The organism is Grimontia indica, from assembly GCF_000333895.2.
In the GTDB taxonomy this organism is placed as follows: Bacteria; Pseudomonadota; Gammaproteobacteria; order Enterobacterales; family Vibrionaceae; genus Enterovibrio; species Enterovibrio indicus.
Genome location: NZ_ANFM02000012.1, coordinates 205654 through 220120, shown reverse-complemented (window position 1 = coordinate 220120; position 14467 = coordinate 205654). Strand labels below are relative to the sequence as shown.

The window sequence follows — 14467 nt, the reverse complement described above, 5'->3', positions numbered from 1 at the left end:
TGGACGGGACGACATATTACCAGAGCCAGAAACTTCCCACAACGTGAAAACTATCACACAGAACGCCGTTTTTTTTTGTCGTAAATCAATTGAGTGATTTACGTCGATTTGTTGCCCTCGTCACGCTTTACTTCTTGCCACAGATTTTCAAGCTCATCTGGCTCACTTTCCTGCAAATTTTTACCATTATTACGTAATTTCATTTCAATTTTACGAAAGCGACTTTCGAATTTCATATTCGCTTTTCGAAGTGCCATTTCCGGATTAGTGCCAAGGTGGCGGGCAAGATTGACCGCGGCAAAAAGTAAATCGCCGACTTCTCCATCGACGCGTTCTTGGTCGACATCCACCATCAAGGCTTCTTCCATCACCTCATCAAGCTCTTCCTGCACTTTTTCGGCGACAGGGCCGACTGAATCCCAATCAAAGCCGAAACGCGCACAACGCTTTTGCAGTTTCGCTGCACGGCCCAATGCTGGAAGTGAGGTTGGTACATCATCCAAAATACTGAGCTCTGCATCTGGTTTGGCTTTGGCGGCACGTTCCTGCGCTTTTATGCCTTCCCAGTCTGCTTTTTCCAGCGGGTTACCATCGGCATCCTTTTCACCAAAAACATGAGGATGGCGACGCACCAGCTTGTCGCACATTGCGCCGGCAATGTCTTCAAATTCAAATAGACCCTGCTCTTTTCCGAGTTGACTATAGAACACAATCTGAAACAGCAGATCGCCCAGCTCATCGCGAACATCTGCCCATTCCTGACGTTCAATCGCATCCACTGCTTCAAAAGTTTCTTCGATGGTGTAAGGAATTATAGAATCGAAGGTTTGCTTCTTGTCCCAATCGCAGCCGTTTTGCGGGTCCCTGAGGGTAGCCATAATTTCCAGCAATTCTTGCATTCGCGACATTTTTTTCATCTGTTACCCGCCCAAAAGAAAAGGGAAAGCAGCGCTTTCCCTTTATAGAAATTGAATATTGTTAGCGAAGCCGTTTGGCTTCATGCACGTCTTTGACTTGCTCCAAGCGGGAGATCACCCGGCTCAGCACTTCAAGGTCACTCAGCTCTAAATCAAAGTCCATGATGGACATTTGCTGTTTGTAGTCGACCCGGCTTTGCATGCCAGAAACTTTCGCTTTTTCATTCAGCAAGACATTGGTGAGATCTTTAATCAAACCACTTCGCTCGGATGCAGAAACACGCACTGTGATTTGATAGTTGCCGATATAGCCGCCGCCCCACACCGTCTCGATAAGGCGCTCCGGTGCATGATGGCGAAGTTCAGCCAATTGCTCACAGTCTGCACGGTGCACTGAAATACCACGGCCTTGCGTTACGTAGCCTTCGATTTCGTCACCCGGAATTGGCTGACAGCATCGTGCAAGGTGTGTCATCAGGTTGTCCACACCTTCAACGACAACGGCATCTCGGCGTGGTCGTTTGGTTGTGGTCTGCGTTTCGGCCTGCTCCAGCTTGGCGCGAAGCTGCTCATCTTCCTGTTCTTTGGTCAGTTTGTTGACCACAGAGTTGATGTAATTCACCACCTGGTTGATGCGCAAATCACCGCTACCAACACCCGCGTAAACTTCATCAAGGCTGTTAACATTGAAGCGCTTCATGGCGAGAGTGGCATCTTTGCTCGCGGCACCAATCTTCGCGAGTTCAGCATCGAGAATTTCTTTACCTGCCTCGACGTTCTTCTCTCGTGCTTGCTTACGGAACCAAGCATTAATCTTGGCGCGTGCACGGCCTGACGTCACAAAGCCAAGGCTTGGGTTCAGCCAATCACGGGAAGGGTTTGGCTCTTTCTGGGTGATGATTTCGACCTGATCGCCCATGTTGAGGTGATAGGTGAACGGTACGATACGCCCTTCCACTTTGGCCCCGATACAACGGTGACCCACTTCAGAGTGGATGTGGTAAGCGAAATCCAAAGGTGTCGCGCCGATTGGCAGGTCAACCACATCACCTTTTGGTGTAAAGGCATAGACGCGGTCATCAAATACCTGGCTACGAAGTTCATCCAGCATTTCGCCGGAATCAGACATCTCTTCTTGCCAAGCCAGCAGTTTACGCAGCCAGGTAATCTTCTCATCGTAACCGCTCCGGCCAGCGGAAGACCCTTCTTTGTATTTCCAGTGCGCCGCAACGCCAAGCTCAGCATCATCGTGCATCTGCTTGGTACGGATTTGGATTTCTACCGTTTTGCCTTCAGGTCCCAATACGACAGTGTGAATCGATTGGTAACCATTTGGTTTAGGGTTCGCCACGTAGTCATCGAACTCTTTCGGCAGATGGCGGTACTTGGTGTGAACGGCACCCAGCGCGGCATAACAGTCCTGAAGCTGATCAGCGATGATGCGCACAGCACGCACATCAAACAGCTCATCAAATTCCAAGCCTTTTTTCTGCATCTTACGCCAGATGCTGTAGATGTGTTTCGGGCGGCCATAGACCTGCGCGTTGATGTTGGAATTTTCCATCGCGCTTTGAAGATCAGACACAAAGGTGTCGATGTACTGCTCACGGTCAATACGGCGCTCTGCCAGCTGTTTGGCAATTTGTTTGTAGGTCAGCGAATGCTGGTAACGGAACGCGTAATCTTCGATTTCCCACTTGAGCTGACCGATACCTAAGCGGTTAGCAAGCGGTGCGTAGATGTTTGCACATTCTTTGGCAACAGCCTGACGCACTTCGTCAGACTCGTTTTTCACTTCACGCAGATAAGTAATGCGCTCAGCCAGTTTGATGACCACGCAGCGGAAGTCATCCACCATGGAGAGCAACATACGGCGCACATTATCCACCTGCGCAGCCGTCGCTTCTTCATTGTTGGCGTTCAGATGGCGAATCGCCGCCATTTCCTGAACCCCTTCCACCAGCTTGGCGATATTGTTTCCGTAGTGCTCTTTGAGCAACTCATTGCTGAGCACGTCATATTCCACCATGGGGAACAGCAACGCGGCCAACAAAGTCTCCTTGTCCATACTCAAGGTGACAAGGATTTCAATCATCTCTCGACCACACCAGAGAGGCTGCGCGAGCGTTTGCTCATCGCCCAGCGTCTGGCAATGGTGATAGGCTTTGGTTAAAGCCTGAGATACGGCAGCCTCCTGGGCAAGACCTTCCACCCAGCGTTCAAGCACAAATTCTTTATTGTCGTTTAGGTGCGCGCCACGAATTGCGACCATTTCACTATCCTGTTTTTCTTATCCTTAAACGGGCAACCATCATGCTTGCCCGGTGGACGACTCAATCTTTGACAAACAGCGCCATCGACTCCAAGTGCCCTGTATGTGGGAACATGTCCAACATGCCCAACCTAACCAATTGATACCCGTTATCCAAAAGCACCTGACTGTCACGTGCTAATGTTGCCGGGTTGCAGGAAACATACACTACCTGCTCAGCTCCAGATTGTGCCACATAAGGCATAACCCCTAAAGCACCAGCACGTGCCGGATCGAGCAAAATTTTGTTGTAGCTTTCACGTCCCCAGACAGTTTCAGCCGCATCCAGTTCCAGATTGGCATGATAGAAACGCGCATTGCCTTGCTGATTACGCATCGCATTGTCTGATGCGCGCTGCACCATCTCTTCCACGCCTTCAATGCCGACGACGGTTTTTACCTTCGCAGCCAGCGGTAAGCTGAAGTTGCCCAGGCCACAGAAAAGATCGAGCACAGCATCGTCTTCTGTTAATGACAGCCAATCCAGCGCCTGCGCAATCATCTTTTCATTGATATCCGCATTAACCTGAATAAAGTCCTGCGGCTCAAAGGCCAGCGTCAGCTCGCCAAGTGTGTAATTGGGCTGCTCACCGAGGACGCGCTGCACGGCAGCATCGGCTTGTTGCAGGTAGTAAATCAAACCGTGTTGTTCTGCGAAGCCTTTCAGCGTCGCCTGATCGTCGTCATGCAGCTGCTTGATGGCTCGAACCAAAAGCACTCGACCTTGATTGGAGGCCACCAGCTCAATATGACCAATGATACGACGTCCACGAAGACCATCCAGCAGAGAATAAATGTCTGGCAGTAGCACATTTAGCTCTGCATCAAGCACCGGACAGTCTGTGACGGTCACAATGTCATTGGCGCTGCGTTGACGGAAACCCATTTCAAGCTCGCCACTTTTGCTCACTTTGACACTCAGGCGTGCACGACGACGGTAGCCTTTTTCCTTAGACACCACCGGCGCGTCTTGCTCAAGCTCCGCGGAAGCAAATTTCTTCATCAATTGGGACAACGTTTCCTGCTTGGCATCAATCTGGGCTTGATGGCCCAGGTGCTGGAGATTACAGCCACCGCAAGTACCGTAATGCTGGCAAAATGGCTTGATGCGCTCTGCGCTTGGCTTAGTGACTTTGATAAGACGGGCACGGGCAAATTGGCGCTTATCTTCTGTCAGCTGTAGCAGCACTTCCTCGCCCGGCAATGCGCCAGCAACAAACACAGGCTTTTTACCGTCAAACGCCACACCATCACCTTGATGATCGAGACGAGCGATGGTCATTGCCTTGTGTTTGGTATCAAGAGTCTTTTTCTTCTGTGGCTTAAAAAAACGCGCCATGACTTATGTTCCAGCTTTCGCAGCAAACTGAGGTGCAGTCTGCGCATAGATTCGAATATTGGCGACCAGTCAGTTGTGATAACCTGCTGAATTCTCGCCATCAGCTTTGATGTAGCAGCGCACCACCGTTTAGAATGATCTTTAGGTACGCCGCAAAATTGGCGGCAATTCTCCCACAGAATAGACAGCATGACCAAATACGGACTTCGCGCCAGAGTAATCACCCTAACCCTTGCCCCGACGCTAATCATCGGCATATTGCTGAGCGCCTATTTCATTAAAAACCGCTATCAGGAACTGGAGCAGCAACTCGCAGTAGCCGGGCAGGCGATTATCGAACCCTTGGCAATCGCCAGTGAAATCGGCCTTGCCAATGAAAGCCGGGAAAATGTGCGGCGACTGATTGGTCACACGCACCGTCAGCACAGTGAATACATCCGAAGCATTGCAGTGTTCTCCAGCCAGAACGATCTGTTTGTCACCTCCAACTATCACCGCAACCTCGACTTGCTGGCGGTGCCCCGTGGGCAACCCTTACCTGAGCGACTGGAAGTCATCCACCTGAAAGATGCTCTGTTACTCCGCGCGCCCATCCGAGCAATAGCAAGTTTTAACAACCCACTGGTACAGGAGCAGCCAATTGGCTACATCACCATGGAGATGGACCTTTCCACGGTGAAGCTCAAGCAATATCAAGAGATCATCTCCGCTGGCGTGGTGTTGATTCTCGGCCTGATCCTTTCTTGTTTCTTCGCCTATCGCCTGCTGCTTGATGTCGAAATGCCGATCAAGCAGATGATAAGCATGATCGACAGAATCCGTCGCGGGCATCTCGATGTTCGGATTGAAGGCAAATTACTCGGTGAGTTAGATACCCTGAAAAACGGGATCAACGCGATGGCGATTTCGCTGTCGGAATATCACCTGGAGATGCAGCAAAGCATCGATCAGGCGACTTCGGATTTACGCGAAACTTTGGAGCAGTTAGAAATCCAGAACGTTGAGCTGGATATTGCCAAGAAAAACGCGCAGGAAGCTGCACGGGTGAAATCAGAGTTCCTTGCCAACATGTCACATGAGCTCAGAACACCACTGAATGGCGTGATCGGCTTTACCCGCCAAATGCTGAAAACCCACCTTTCCAGCAGCCAGCAAGATTATCTGCAGACCATTGAAAAATCAGCCAACAACCTGCTGACCATTATCAATGACATTCTGGACTTCTCGAAACTGGAAGCCGGTAAGCTGCTGCTGGAAAATATCCCGTTTGATTTTGAAGATTCACTGGAAGAAGTGATGCGCCTGCTTGCGCCAATGGCGCACGAAAAAGGCCTGGAGCTCAATCTTCGAATCGACCCTCGCATTCCTGCGGGCGTGATTGGCGACCCGCTTCGCATCCAGCAAGTGCTCACTAACCTGATTGGTAACGCCACTAAATTTACTGAGCGCGGTCATATCAGCGTCAGCGTAGAGCTCAAGCAGCAGCGCGACGAACGCCTTGAACTTCAGTTTGTTATCCGTGATACCGGTATCGGTATTTCTGAGCGTCAGCAATCGCAGCTGTTCCAGGCTTTCCGTCAGGCAGATGCCAGCATCAGTCGTCGATATGGTGGTACCGGCCTTGGTCTGGTGATCACCCAGAAACTGGTGCAGCAAATGGGCGGCGATATTGGGTTCTCCAGCCGTTTGCATCAGGGATCAACCTTCTGGTTCACCATGTCCCTGATCCAAACTGATCTGCCGCTGGTGCACCCTATCGACAGCGACGCCCTGCAAGGGCAATCACTGATGCTGATTGAACCTGACCATGAAAGCCGTTTGATGATGCGTGAACGTCTGGCGCATTTCGACATCGCATTGAGCGATTTCGCTGAATTGCCTGAAACGTCTGAGCGTGTGTCCTCTGTACTGATTTGTGTTGATGCCGTCGATGTGCCGGAAAGCGATGCGCTGATTGCACAGGCAAAACGCGCAGAAGCCTTCAGTGAGCGCGTCATTTTCTGTTTGCCGACGACAGAGCTTGCGCTGTCAGAAGCCCTGCTCGCTTCCGGTGTAGCGGCTTGCCTCGCCAAGCCGCTGTCTGTGCGAAAACTCATCGAGCAATTACAGGGTGAACAGCAATCCCTTGCCTTACTGCCGCCAGCGGTTGAAGTGCACACCGACAAAGCGCCACTGACGGTCATGGCAGTGGATGACAACCCAGCCAACCTCAAACTCATCACCGCTTTGTTGAAAGAGCGCGTAACCACTGTGTTTACCGCATCCGATGGTAAAGCCGCTCTCGACTGCGCACAGAAGCAACATTTCGACCTCATCCTGATGGATATCCAAATGCCGGAAATGGACGGTGTGACGGCTTGTCAGGAAATACGCAAAACACCGCTCAATCAACACACGCCTGTGGTGGCCGTGACAGCCCATGCCATGACAGGCGAGCGCGAACGCTTGCTCAACGAAGGGATGGACGACTACCTGACCAAACCGATTGAAGAGCATATTCTCGAGCAGGTACTGCACCACTGGACGCATCCGCACAGCGGTGAAGTTCAGCCCAATTCGCCACTGATCACGCCAAATAAGCTGGGCGACACCCTCAGCATTGACTGGTCTTTGGCAATGAAGCAGGCAGCAGGCAAAGAGGATCTCGCCAGAGAAATGCTGCAGATGCTGGTGCGTTCTTTTGATGAGGTCGAAGAGAAAGTCAATCTGGCGCTGAAAGACAGCAAAGCCGACTTGAGCGCTGTGATCCACAAACTCCATGGCAGCTGCGCCTACAGCGGTGTACCAAGGCTCAAAAACCTTTGTCATGAACTGGAAACCCAGCTTAAAAAAGGCGCAACGACCGAAGACATCGAGCCAGAGCTTTTTGAATTGTTAGATGAGATTCAGAACATTCGGGAGCAATCGCCCCATTATCTGGATGAGACTGTCTGACAGAAACGAAAAAGGCGGGGTTTCCCGCCTTTTCTTTACCTGTTGATCCTGCGTCTTATGCCTCGGCGCAGATTTTCGCTAGGGTATCGAGCCTTCTTACTGGCTCATCCACATACGGGTTGTCGGTGTCCCATGCATAGCCCGCCAGAATTGAACATACCATGCGTTTGATTTTCGGATCCGGGCTTGGGTAGAAAATCACATCCTGCAATGTGCCCTTATACCAACCTTCCACGTAGCAGCGGAAAGTATCGACACCGCGCAAAAGTGGTTTCTCGTACTCGTTCAGCCAATCCACTTTTTCACCAGATAGCTGACGACTCAGAGAATTGACGGCAAGTTCAGCAGATTTCATCGCAATGGTCACGCCGGAAGAAAATACCGGGTCAAGAAACTCACCCGCATTACCGAGCAGCGCAAACTTATCTGTAGCCAGCGTGCTCACATTCGCAGAATAGCCACCAATCATACCCGGCTGGTTGGGATATTCTGCATTCCCGAGTAATTGCGCGAGCCAAGGTTCTTCACTCGCCAGTTGTTTGATAGCCGCTATGTGGTCATCGGGATAATTCGCAAAAAAGTCCGGCTCACCAACAATGCCGAAAGAACAGGTACCGTTGCTAAATGGGATCAGCCAATACCAGACATCATGATTATCAGGATGCACAGAGATCAGAATCTTGTCTCTGTCATATTCAGTCGCATCAATGTTGTCGACGATATGGGTAAAGATCGCCTGTCGTGGCGGAAGGCATGACGGACTCTCCAGTTCAAGCAGTCTTGGCAACACACGGCCAAAACCGCTCGCATCAAGTATAAAATCCGCCTGAAGCTGGTAGGGTTCACCCTGCGCGTCTTTTACATAAAGAACAGGCTTGTCAGCATTCACATCCACCGCTTCAATCTCGTGTTGATAGCGAATGGTCACACCTTGCCTTTCTGCATCATCAGCCAACACTTTGTCGAACACTGCCCGCTGAACCTGATAGGTTGTACCTGCGCCCGGTGAGAACTTGTCAGTAAAATCAAAGCTGATATAGCGTCCTTCGCGATTAAACGCCGCACCGTTTTTAAACTGAAAACCCGCTTCGTTGACGGCATCCAGCATGCCGGCTGCGCGAATAGACTCCATGCAGGCAGGCAGCAGACTTTCACCAATAGAGAATCGGGGGAATGTCGCTTTCTCAAGCACCAGTACATCAATGCCTTTCTGGTTCAGCAGCGCAGCAGCAATTGCCCCGGAAGGGCCTGCGCCAATAATTGCTACTTGAGTGGTTTCCAACTTCAAGAAATGGACTCCTTTCAACTTTTCAAAACGGTAACGACATTCGCCGTTAAAGACGGGCTTTCAATGTTAACAGGGTATGCCCCAAGCCGATATTGTCAGTTTGCTCTGCAACCTCAAAACCAGCTTCTTCGACAATCTGCAAAAACTCTTCACAGCGGTAGAAACGGCTATTTCCGTTCGCCAAACACGTAAAGTACAGCGAGGTGGCATTCAAACTGTATGAAGCTGCTTCGTATTTCTGCGCATCCCAGAAAAGCTCCAGAATATAAACCGTTGCATCAGGAGACATTGCCTGACGGACGCGGCGCAAAATACTCAAGATTTCCATTGGCGAGAAACAATCAAGGAACTGACTCATCCACCAAACGTCTGCGCCTTCTGGCAGAGAAAGAGAGTTATCCAGCGCATTGAATGGATGACCTTTAATTCGCCCTTCCAGACCATTTACTTTGGCCTGTTCCAGCGCCATTTCAATTTGCTGGGGCAGATCGATAATGGTGACTTCCACGTCTGCATCGTAATTGCAGCACTGTGTTGCCCATTTACCGGTGTTGCCTCCGATATCGAATAGCTTCTTCGGTTTGGAAGTAAACACTTTTTCAAGCAGCAAAGGGAATGAGCGATCGGAATAGAAGTGATCAAACTGGAACCAGCTTTCCTTGGCTTTGTCCGGCAGGGTTGAGAGGCCTTCATAGATCGAGCTCCACTGGCCCAACTCTTTAAGCCCTGCAGGGCTCCCCGTCTCAATCGACTCTGTCAGATGTGCCATCGCGGCATAACAAACGTCCGCCGTAAAATCCATATTGGCACGGGTCATTCCGTCGTAAAGCAGAAAATGCCCCACATTCGCCAACACATAATTTGGCGATCGCCACGTCACGATATGCGCACTGACGGCCATATCAAGCAACACCTTCACGCCATACTCAGACACACCGGTTTTTCCAGCAATCGCTGCCGCATTCAAACCCTGAGAACCTGCATCGTCCAATGCTGCTAAAACACCGAGATCCCGCAAGGTTCGCGCCGCATGAAAAACAATAGGCGCAAAAGCTAACTTTTGCGCCTCAGTTTTTGCATTCAAAGCGTTATAAGGATCCGCTTGAAATGAATTCACTCTTTAACCTACTACTTAAACGTTTTTACTGGGAAGCTGCCGCCAATACCGCCAGTTTTTTGCGGATGTCGACATCTAAATTATTGACCCAGCGGTTGTAATTACGGTGGATTTTACCGCCGCTTTCCATCAGGTTTTCTGATTCCACATAATTGATGGAGTAACTTTTATCGTTGTAAGGGATATCGATAACCGCGCGGTGCGAACGCACGAATAATTCGCCACGAATTACGCCTGGGGTGGTTTCAGTCATGATCCATCCACGATCAATACCTGATTCAATAATTGCCTGTTTCACTGACGCTGCGGGGATATTAAAAGCAACTGGAGCATCCACCACTTCTTTAATCGGTTGAACACGATTACAGCCCACCAAAGCAAAACCCATTGCCAACAAAACTAGATATTTTTTAAAGTTCACGACTGACTCCCTATTCGTTTTTAATTCCTTGGTTGCGTGATGTAGCCATTGCGATATGATCGCGTTCTGACTTCCTGCCAAGTGAAGTATTAAACACTGTTCAAGGACTCAATACCTTGATCAGCCACATAATCAAGGATGTTATAGCACCACCTATGAGCAGTATTCAATTTAATATCCAGAGACTTTATGCTTTGTCGCCGGGGTTAGAAAATCCTGAAAGTTGGACAGCTTGGCAGAAAGATCAATGTCAGTGGCCTGAAGATGCCACAGCACCTGTAGCCAGTGCCATCCCTGCAATGATGCGACGTCGCATGAGCCCGCTGAGTAAAATTGTGGTGCAGGTAGCGGCAACACTGTCAGCTGACGAGGACATCGCCTATTCGGTCTTTTCTAGCCGTCATGGTGAACTTCAAAGAACCGTCCAGTTGCTTCAGGAAATTCTGGCTGGTGAGCCAGCTTCGCCCACGGCTTTCTCGCAATCCGTACATAATACCGCTGCAGGCTTATTCACTATCGCGACGAAAAAGCCTATCCCAGTCACATCTCTCGCGGGCGGTGCTGACGGATTTCACTATGCCTTGATCGAAGCCTTCATTTACCTCAATCAACACCCAGATAAGAAAGTGTTGGTGGTCGATTTCGACGCGCCACTACCCGATATTTACGCCCAGTTCGAACCCTATACAACGGCACCTTATGCGATTGGAATAATACTCCAAGCCGGTAATCAAATTCAGGTTCAGCGCTCATCATCGGGCTCAGATACAGACATTACATCCTTGCCACAAGCGCTGGAGTTCTATCGTCAGTGGCTGGGTAGAAACGCTGACTTTGAGATGCGAAGTGCCCGTCAGCACTGGTCTTGGCAGGTAGGAGATTTTGAATGTTCCGATTAATCAGCAAATGGTGGCGGGTGTTGGCAACAGGCTTTTGTTTCAGCCTGTTCGGCCTGGGTGGCCTATTTCTGACCTTTATCGTTTGTCCTTTGATGACGTTCAGCGCGAAAAGCGCTAAAGAAAGAGAGCTCCGCGTCCAACGCATCATTCAAAAGACCTTCACCATTTTTTGTCTAACCATGAAATACACCGGTGCGATTAACTACAAAATCACCGGTGGCGATATTCTTCGCGAAGACAGTAACTGCATCATCCTCGCCAACCACCCTAGTTTGATTGACTACGTGTTGATCTCTTCCCAGCTCCCACAGTGTGACTGTCTGGTCAAATCCGCTATCTGGCACAACCCTTTTATGAAAGGCATTGTCAAAGCGGCAGGATACATCCCCAACAACAGCCCGGATGACTTGCTCGGGCGCTGCGCTGAACGACTCAGCGACGGCAATGTCCTGCTTATTTTCCCGGAAGGCACCCGAACCACACCAGGTGTTGAATCTTCACTGCAACGCGGCGCATCTCAAATTGCTGTCCGCACCCAGACCGACATCCGCTTGGTGCATATTACTGTTACACCTAGCTTTCTCACGAAAGAGAAAAAGTGGTACCAAGTTCCGGACGTACGCCCCTTTTTTCATGTTGAGGTGAAGGGTAAGATAGCGGCGAGTGAATTTACCGATTCAGATATTGCAGAAGCGACGGCAGCCCGTCGCCTCAATAGACGACTCAAAAGGGAATTATTCCCACACAATAATAAAATTGAACAGCAAACAAACATAGAAGGCTACAGTGGACACATTACACAATGAAATAAAGCAGCTGATCATTGAGGCACTCAATCTCGAAGATCTGACGGTTGAAGATATTGATACCGATGCGCCACTTTTTGGGGAAGGGCTAGGTTTAGATTCCATCGACGCGCTTGAGCTTGGACTGGCCATAAAAAAAGCTTACAACGTGGTCATTGATGCCGATGACAGCAATACTCGCGAGCATTTTTCCTCAGTGGCAAATCTAGCGAAGTTCATTTCGGCCAACAAAGCGTAATAGAAAATGACAGAAGTAAATAAAGCAGAAATATTCGAACAAGTTCGTGAGGCTCTGGTGGAATTATTTGAGCTGGATCCTGCCGACATTATTCCTGAAGCCAAACTTTACGAAGAGCTTGATCTAGACAGTATTGATGCTGTGGATCTGGTTGTTCATCTGCAAAATACCACCGGCAAGAAAATTAAACCGGAAGAGTTTAAGTCTGTACGCTCTGTACAAGACGTTGTAGATGCCGTTGCAGACTTGCTAGCAGCTTAAAATGCGAAAGTTCAGCGCACTGGCAGGCCTTCTCCTGCTCGCTTATCCCTTGGCGGTTTACGCCGGGATTTCGCACGGAGGAGTTGGCCCTGTTGCGTTGTTGCTTGGCGTCCTGTTTTTGCTTCGGATGACTTCCAGCAAGGTGCTGGGAAATAGCCCGCTGAGACATGTCGCGACGACGACAGGAATCATTGGCCTTCTGCTGGTTACTCTCAGCTATGTCTTCAAGCAACATGACTGGTTTCTTTATTATCCTGTCGCAGTCAACGCCACCATGTTTGTCGTCTTCGCCGCCAGCCTCTTCCAGCCAATGAGCATCATCGAACAGGTTGCCCGCCTTCAGGAGCCTGATTTGCCTGCTTCTGGCGTGAAATACACCCGCAACGTCACCAAAGTCTGGTGTCTGTTTTTTCTGGTGAACGGCGCAATCGCCTGGCTAACCTGCCTGATATCGCTGGAGATTTGGACGCTATATAACGGCTTACTTAGTTATCTCGCTGCCGGCGCACTCTTTGGTATCGAATTTATTGTCAGGAAAAAGGTGCGAGCTTCGTGAATCGTTTTACGCCCTTATCATCCCTCTGTCTGTCAGAGCGCGACTCGGATTTGACCGTCGCTCTGGGTGACGGTGGTAGAAAAAAGTGGGGTGCATTTACTGATGATGTGGCACAGCTCGCCTCAGTATTAAAAGCATCACCAGCGCAAAAGTGGGCGCTGGCTTTTGAAGATAGCTACCTCTTTGCCACCGCATTTTTTGCCTGTGCTCATGCAGGAAAATCTCTGGTTCTACCGGGGAATTTACAGACAGGCGCTTTAACCGAGCTTTCAATCCATTTCAACGCCATCTTGCATGACAGCCGTGTAGCAGCGCCTGCCGACATCGCATCGGTATCACTGCCTCTGTCAGACACGCACAGTACGTCTAGTTTAAAACTTGAAGCCTTTGATAGTCTGGCGCTGACACTGTACACATCAGGTTCTAGTGGCGAGCCGAAAGCGATAGAAAAATCACTGTTCCAGATTCAGGAAGAGCTCAACCAGCTTGAAGCGCAATGGGGAGCAGAGCTCGAAGGCACTCATATTCAAAGCACCGTATCGCACCAGCATATTTATGGTTTGCTGTTCCGCCTGCTGTGGCCACTTTCAGCTGGGCGTCCTTTCCAGTACCACGATCTGGTTTACCCTGAACAAGTCGTCGCAAAAGCAGATAAACAGACGGTCTTGATCAGCAGTCCTGCACTCTTGAAACGCATAATTGAACCCTCATCCGGCCAATATCGTGCGATATTTTCTTCCGGCGGGCCTCTTCCTATATCGGCGGCGCATAGCAGCCAGTCTTGCCTCGGCGCCTTACCCATCGAAGTGTATGGCAGCACCGAAACCGGCGGGATTGGTTTTCGACAGCAATCCACTGAGACCACACCATGGCATCTGTTCAGTGGCATCTGCGCTCAATTGGATGATGTGGGCTGCCTGCAACTGCTTTCCCCTTACATCGCCCCTGAACATTGGTATCAGACTGCAGATTTGTGCGAGCTTTATGACAACCATACCTTCCTGCTGAAAGGTCGTGCTGACCGCGTGGTAAAGATTGAAGAAAAGCGGGTCTCTTTGCCGGAAATCGAACAACGACTCTGCCAAAGCAATTGGATAACGGATGCTGCCAGCATTCTCCACCAGCAGGATGAAAGACAAATCATTGTCGCAGCAGTAGTATTGTCTGCAGAAGGTGAAAAGATGCTGGCTGAAACAGGGGCTGGGAAATTTAAACTGATGTTGAGACAAAGCCTCAGAGAGTGGCTTGAGCCGATTGCCATCCCGCGACAGTGGCGCTTTGTCGACGCCATTCCTCAAAACAGCCAGGGCAAACGTCAACAGCAAGCCATTGAAGCCTTGTTGAACCGGACGCAGTAACAGCACAGCTACAACGCTTACA

At 50.1% G+C, this 14467-nt stretch carries 13 protein-coding genes; 7 read left to right on the top strand and 6 right to left on the bottom strand.

From position 1 onward, the window contains the following. Positions 1-98: 98 nt before the first annotated feature. From mazG to rlmD, 3 genes are all read right to left on the bottom strand, one after another. Positions 99-917: a nucleoside triphosphate pyrophosphohydrolase gene (gene mazG / locus D515_RS07720; protein WP_002537560.1), complete on the bottom strand. Its 819-nt coding sequence runs from the start codon at positions 915-917 to the stop codon at positions 99-101. A gap of 61 nt (positions 918-978) precedes the next feature. After that, the gene (gene relA / locus D515_RS07715) at positions 979-3189 is read right to left on the bottom strand and encodes a GTP diphosphokinase (protein ID WP_002537558.1); all 2211 of its coding nucleotides are present in this window, start codon (positions 3187-3189) and stop codon (positions 979-981) included. 61 nt (positions 3190-3250) lie between these two features. Next, entirely contained in the window at positions 3251-4567 is a 1317-nt protein-coding gene (gene rlmD / locus D515_RS07710; RefSeq protein WP_002537557.1) for a 23S rRNA (uracil(1939)-C(5))-methyltransferase RlmD, read from the bottom strand. Between the two features lie 189 nt (positions 4568-4756). Between rlmD and barA the strand changes: the two genes are divergently transcribed. After that, positions 4757-7501, top strand: a complete 2745-nt coding sequence (gene barA / locus D515_RS07705) for a two-component sensor histidine kinase BarA (RefSeq protein ID WP_002537556.1) — start codon at positions 4757-4759, stop codon at positions 7499-7501. Positions 7502-7556: 55 nt separating this feature from the next. On the opposite strand, the gene D515_RS07700 is transcribed toward barA, so the two are convergent. Genes D515_RS07700 through D515_RS07690 form a run of 3 tightly spaced genes read right to left on the bottom strand, consistent with a single transcriptional unit; the run spans position 7557 to position 10294 of the window. Continuing rightward, the gene (locus tag D515_RS07700; protein ID WP_002537554.1) at positions 7557-8789 is read right to left on the bottom strand and encodes an NAD(P)/FAD-dependent oxidoreductase; all 1233 of its coding nucleotides are present in this window, start codon (positions 8787-8789) and stop codon (positions 7557-7559) included. Positions 8790-8835: 46 nt separating this feature from the next. Beyond that, on the bottom strand, positions 8836-9906 hold the full coding sequence (locus D515_RS07695) for a methyltransferase (RefSeq protein ID WP_002537552.1): 1071 nt from the start codon (positions 9904-9906) through the stop codon (positions 8836-8838). A gap of 25 nt (positions 9907-9931) precedes the next feature. After that, positions 9932-10294 (bottom strand): hypothetical protein, encoded by a 363-nt coding sequence (locus D515_RS07690; RefSeq protein WP_039849761.1) that lies wholly within the window; start codon positions 10292-10294, stop codon positions 9932-9934. A 188-nt stretch (positions 10295-10482) separates the two neighbouring features. Here D515_RS07690 and D515_RS07685 point away from each other — a divergent pair, with 188 nt between their 5' ends. The 6 genes from D515_RS07685 to D515_RS07660 are packed head-to-tail and all read left to right on the top strand — an operon-like array spanning position 10483 to position 14445. Then, positions 10483-11226 carry a beta-ketoacyl synthase chain length factor gene (locus D515_RS07685; RefSeq protein WP_002537549.1) on the top strand — a complete coding sequence of 248 codons (744 nt, stop codon included), beginning with the start codon at positions 10483-10485 and terminating at the stop codon, positions 11224-11226. Next, positions 11214-12032, top strand: coding sequence for a lysophospholipid acyltransferase family protein (locus D515_RS07680; RefSeq protein WP_002537547.1), 819 nt, complete (start codon positions 11214-11216; stop codon positions 12030-12032). Before D515_RS07685 ends, D515_RS07680 begins: the two co-directional genes overlap by 13 nt. Beyond that, positions 12013-12270, top strand: a complete 258-nt coding sequence (locus D515_RS07675) for a phosphopantetheine-binding protein (RefSeq protein WP_002537546.1) — start codon at positions 12013-12015, stop codon at positions 12268-12270. The genes D515_RS07680 and D515_RS07675 overlap by 20 nt, the downstream gene beginning before the upstream one ends. Positions 12271-12276: 6 nt before the next feature. Continuing rightward, entirely contained in the window at positions 12277-12531 is a 255-nt protein-coding gene (locus tag D515_RS07670) for an acyl carrier protein (protein ID WP_002537544.1), read from the top strand. 1 nt (position 12532) lies between these two features. Then, positions 12533-13087 (top strand): COG4648 family protein, encoded by a 555-nt coding sequence (locus D515_RS07665; protein ID WP_002537543.1) that lies wholly within the window; start codon positions 12533-12535, stop codon positions 13085-13087. After that, positions 13084-14445, top strand: a complete 1362-nt coding sequence (locus D515_RS07660; RefSeq protein ID WP_002537542.1) for an AMP-binding protein — start codon at positions 13084-13086, stop codon at positions 14443-14445. The genes D515_RS07665 and D515_RS07660 overlap by 4 nt, the downstream gene beginning before the upstream one ends. Positions 14446-14467 lie beyond the last annotated feature (22 nt).

Coding starts and splice junctions, on each gene's coding strand:
- mazG (WP_002537560.1), bottom strand. CDS start 917: ATGAAAAAAATGTCGCGAATGCAAGAATTGCTGGAAATTATGGCTACC.
- relA (WP_002537558.1), bottom strand. CDS start 3,189: ATGGTCGCAATTCGTGGCGCGCACCTAAACGACAATAAAGAATTTGTG.
- rlmD (WP_002537557.1), bottom strand. CDS start 4,567: ATGGCGCGTTTTTTTAAGCCACAGAAGAAAAAGACTCTTGATACCAAA.
- barA (WP_002537556.1), top strand. CDS start 4,757: ATGACCAAATACGGACTTCGCGCCAGAGTAATCACCCTAACCCTTGCC.
- D515_RS07690 (WP_039849761.1), bottom strand. CDS start 10,294: ATGGGTTTTGCTTTGGTGGGCTGTAATCGTGTTCAACCGATTAAAGAA.
- D515_RS07685 (WP_002537549.1), top strand. CDS start 10,483: ATGAGCAGTATTCAATTTAATATCCAGAGACTTTATGCTTTGTCGCCG.
- D515_RS07680 (WP_002537547.1), top strand. CDS start 11,214: ATGTTCCGATTAATCAGCAAATGGTGGCGGGTGTTGGCAACAGGCTTT.
- D515_RS07670 (WP_002537544.1), top strand. CDS start 12,277: ATGACAGAAGTAAATAAAGCAGAAATATTCGAACAAGTTCGTGAGGCT.
- D515_RS07665 (WP_002537543.1), top strand. CDS start 12,533: ATGCGAAAGTTCAGCGCACTGGCAGGCCTTCTCCTGCTCGCTTATCCC.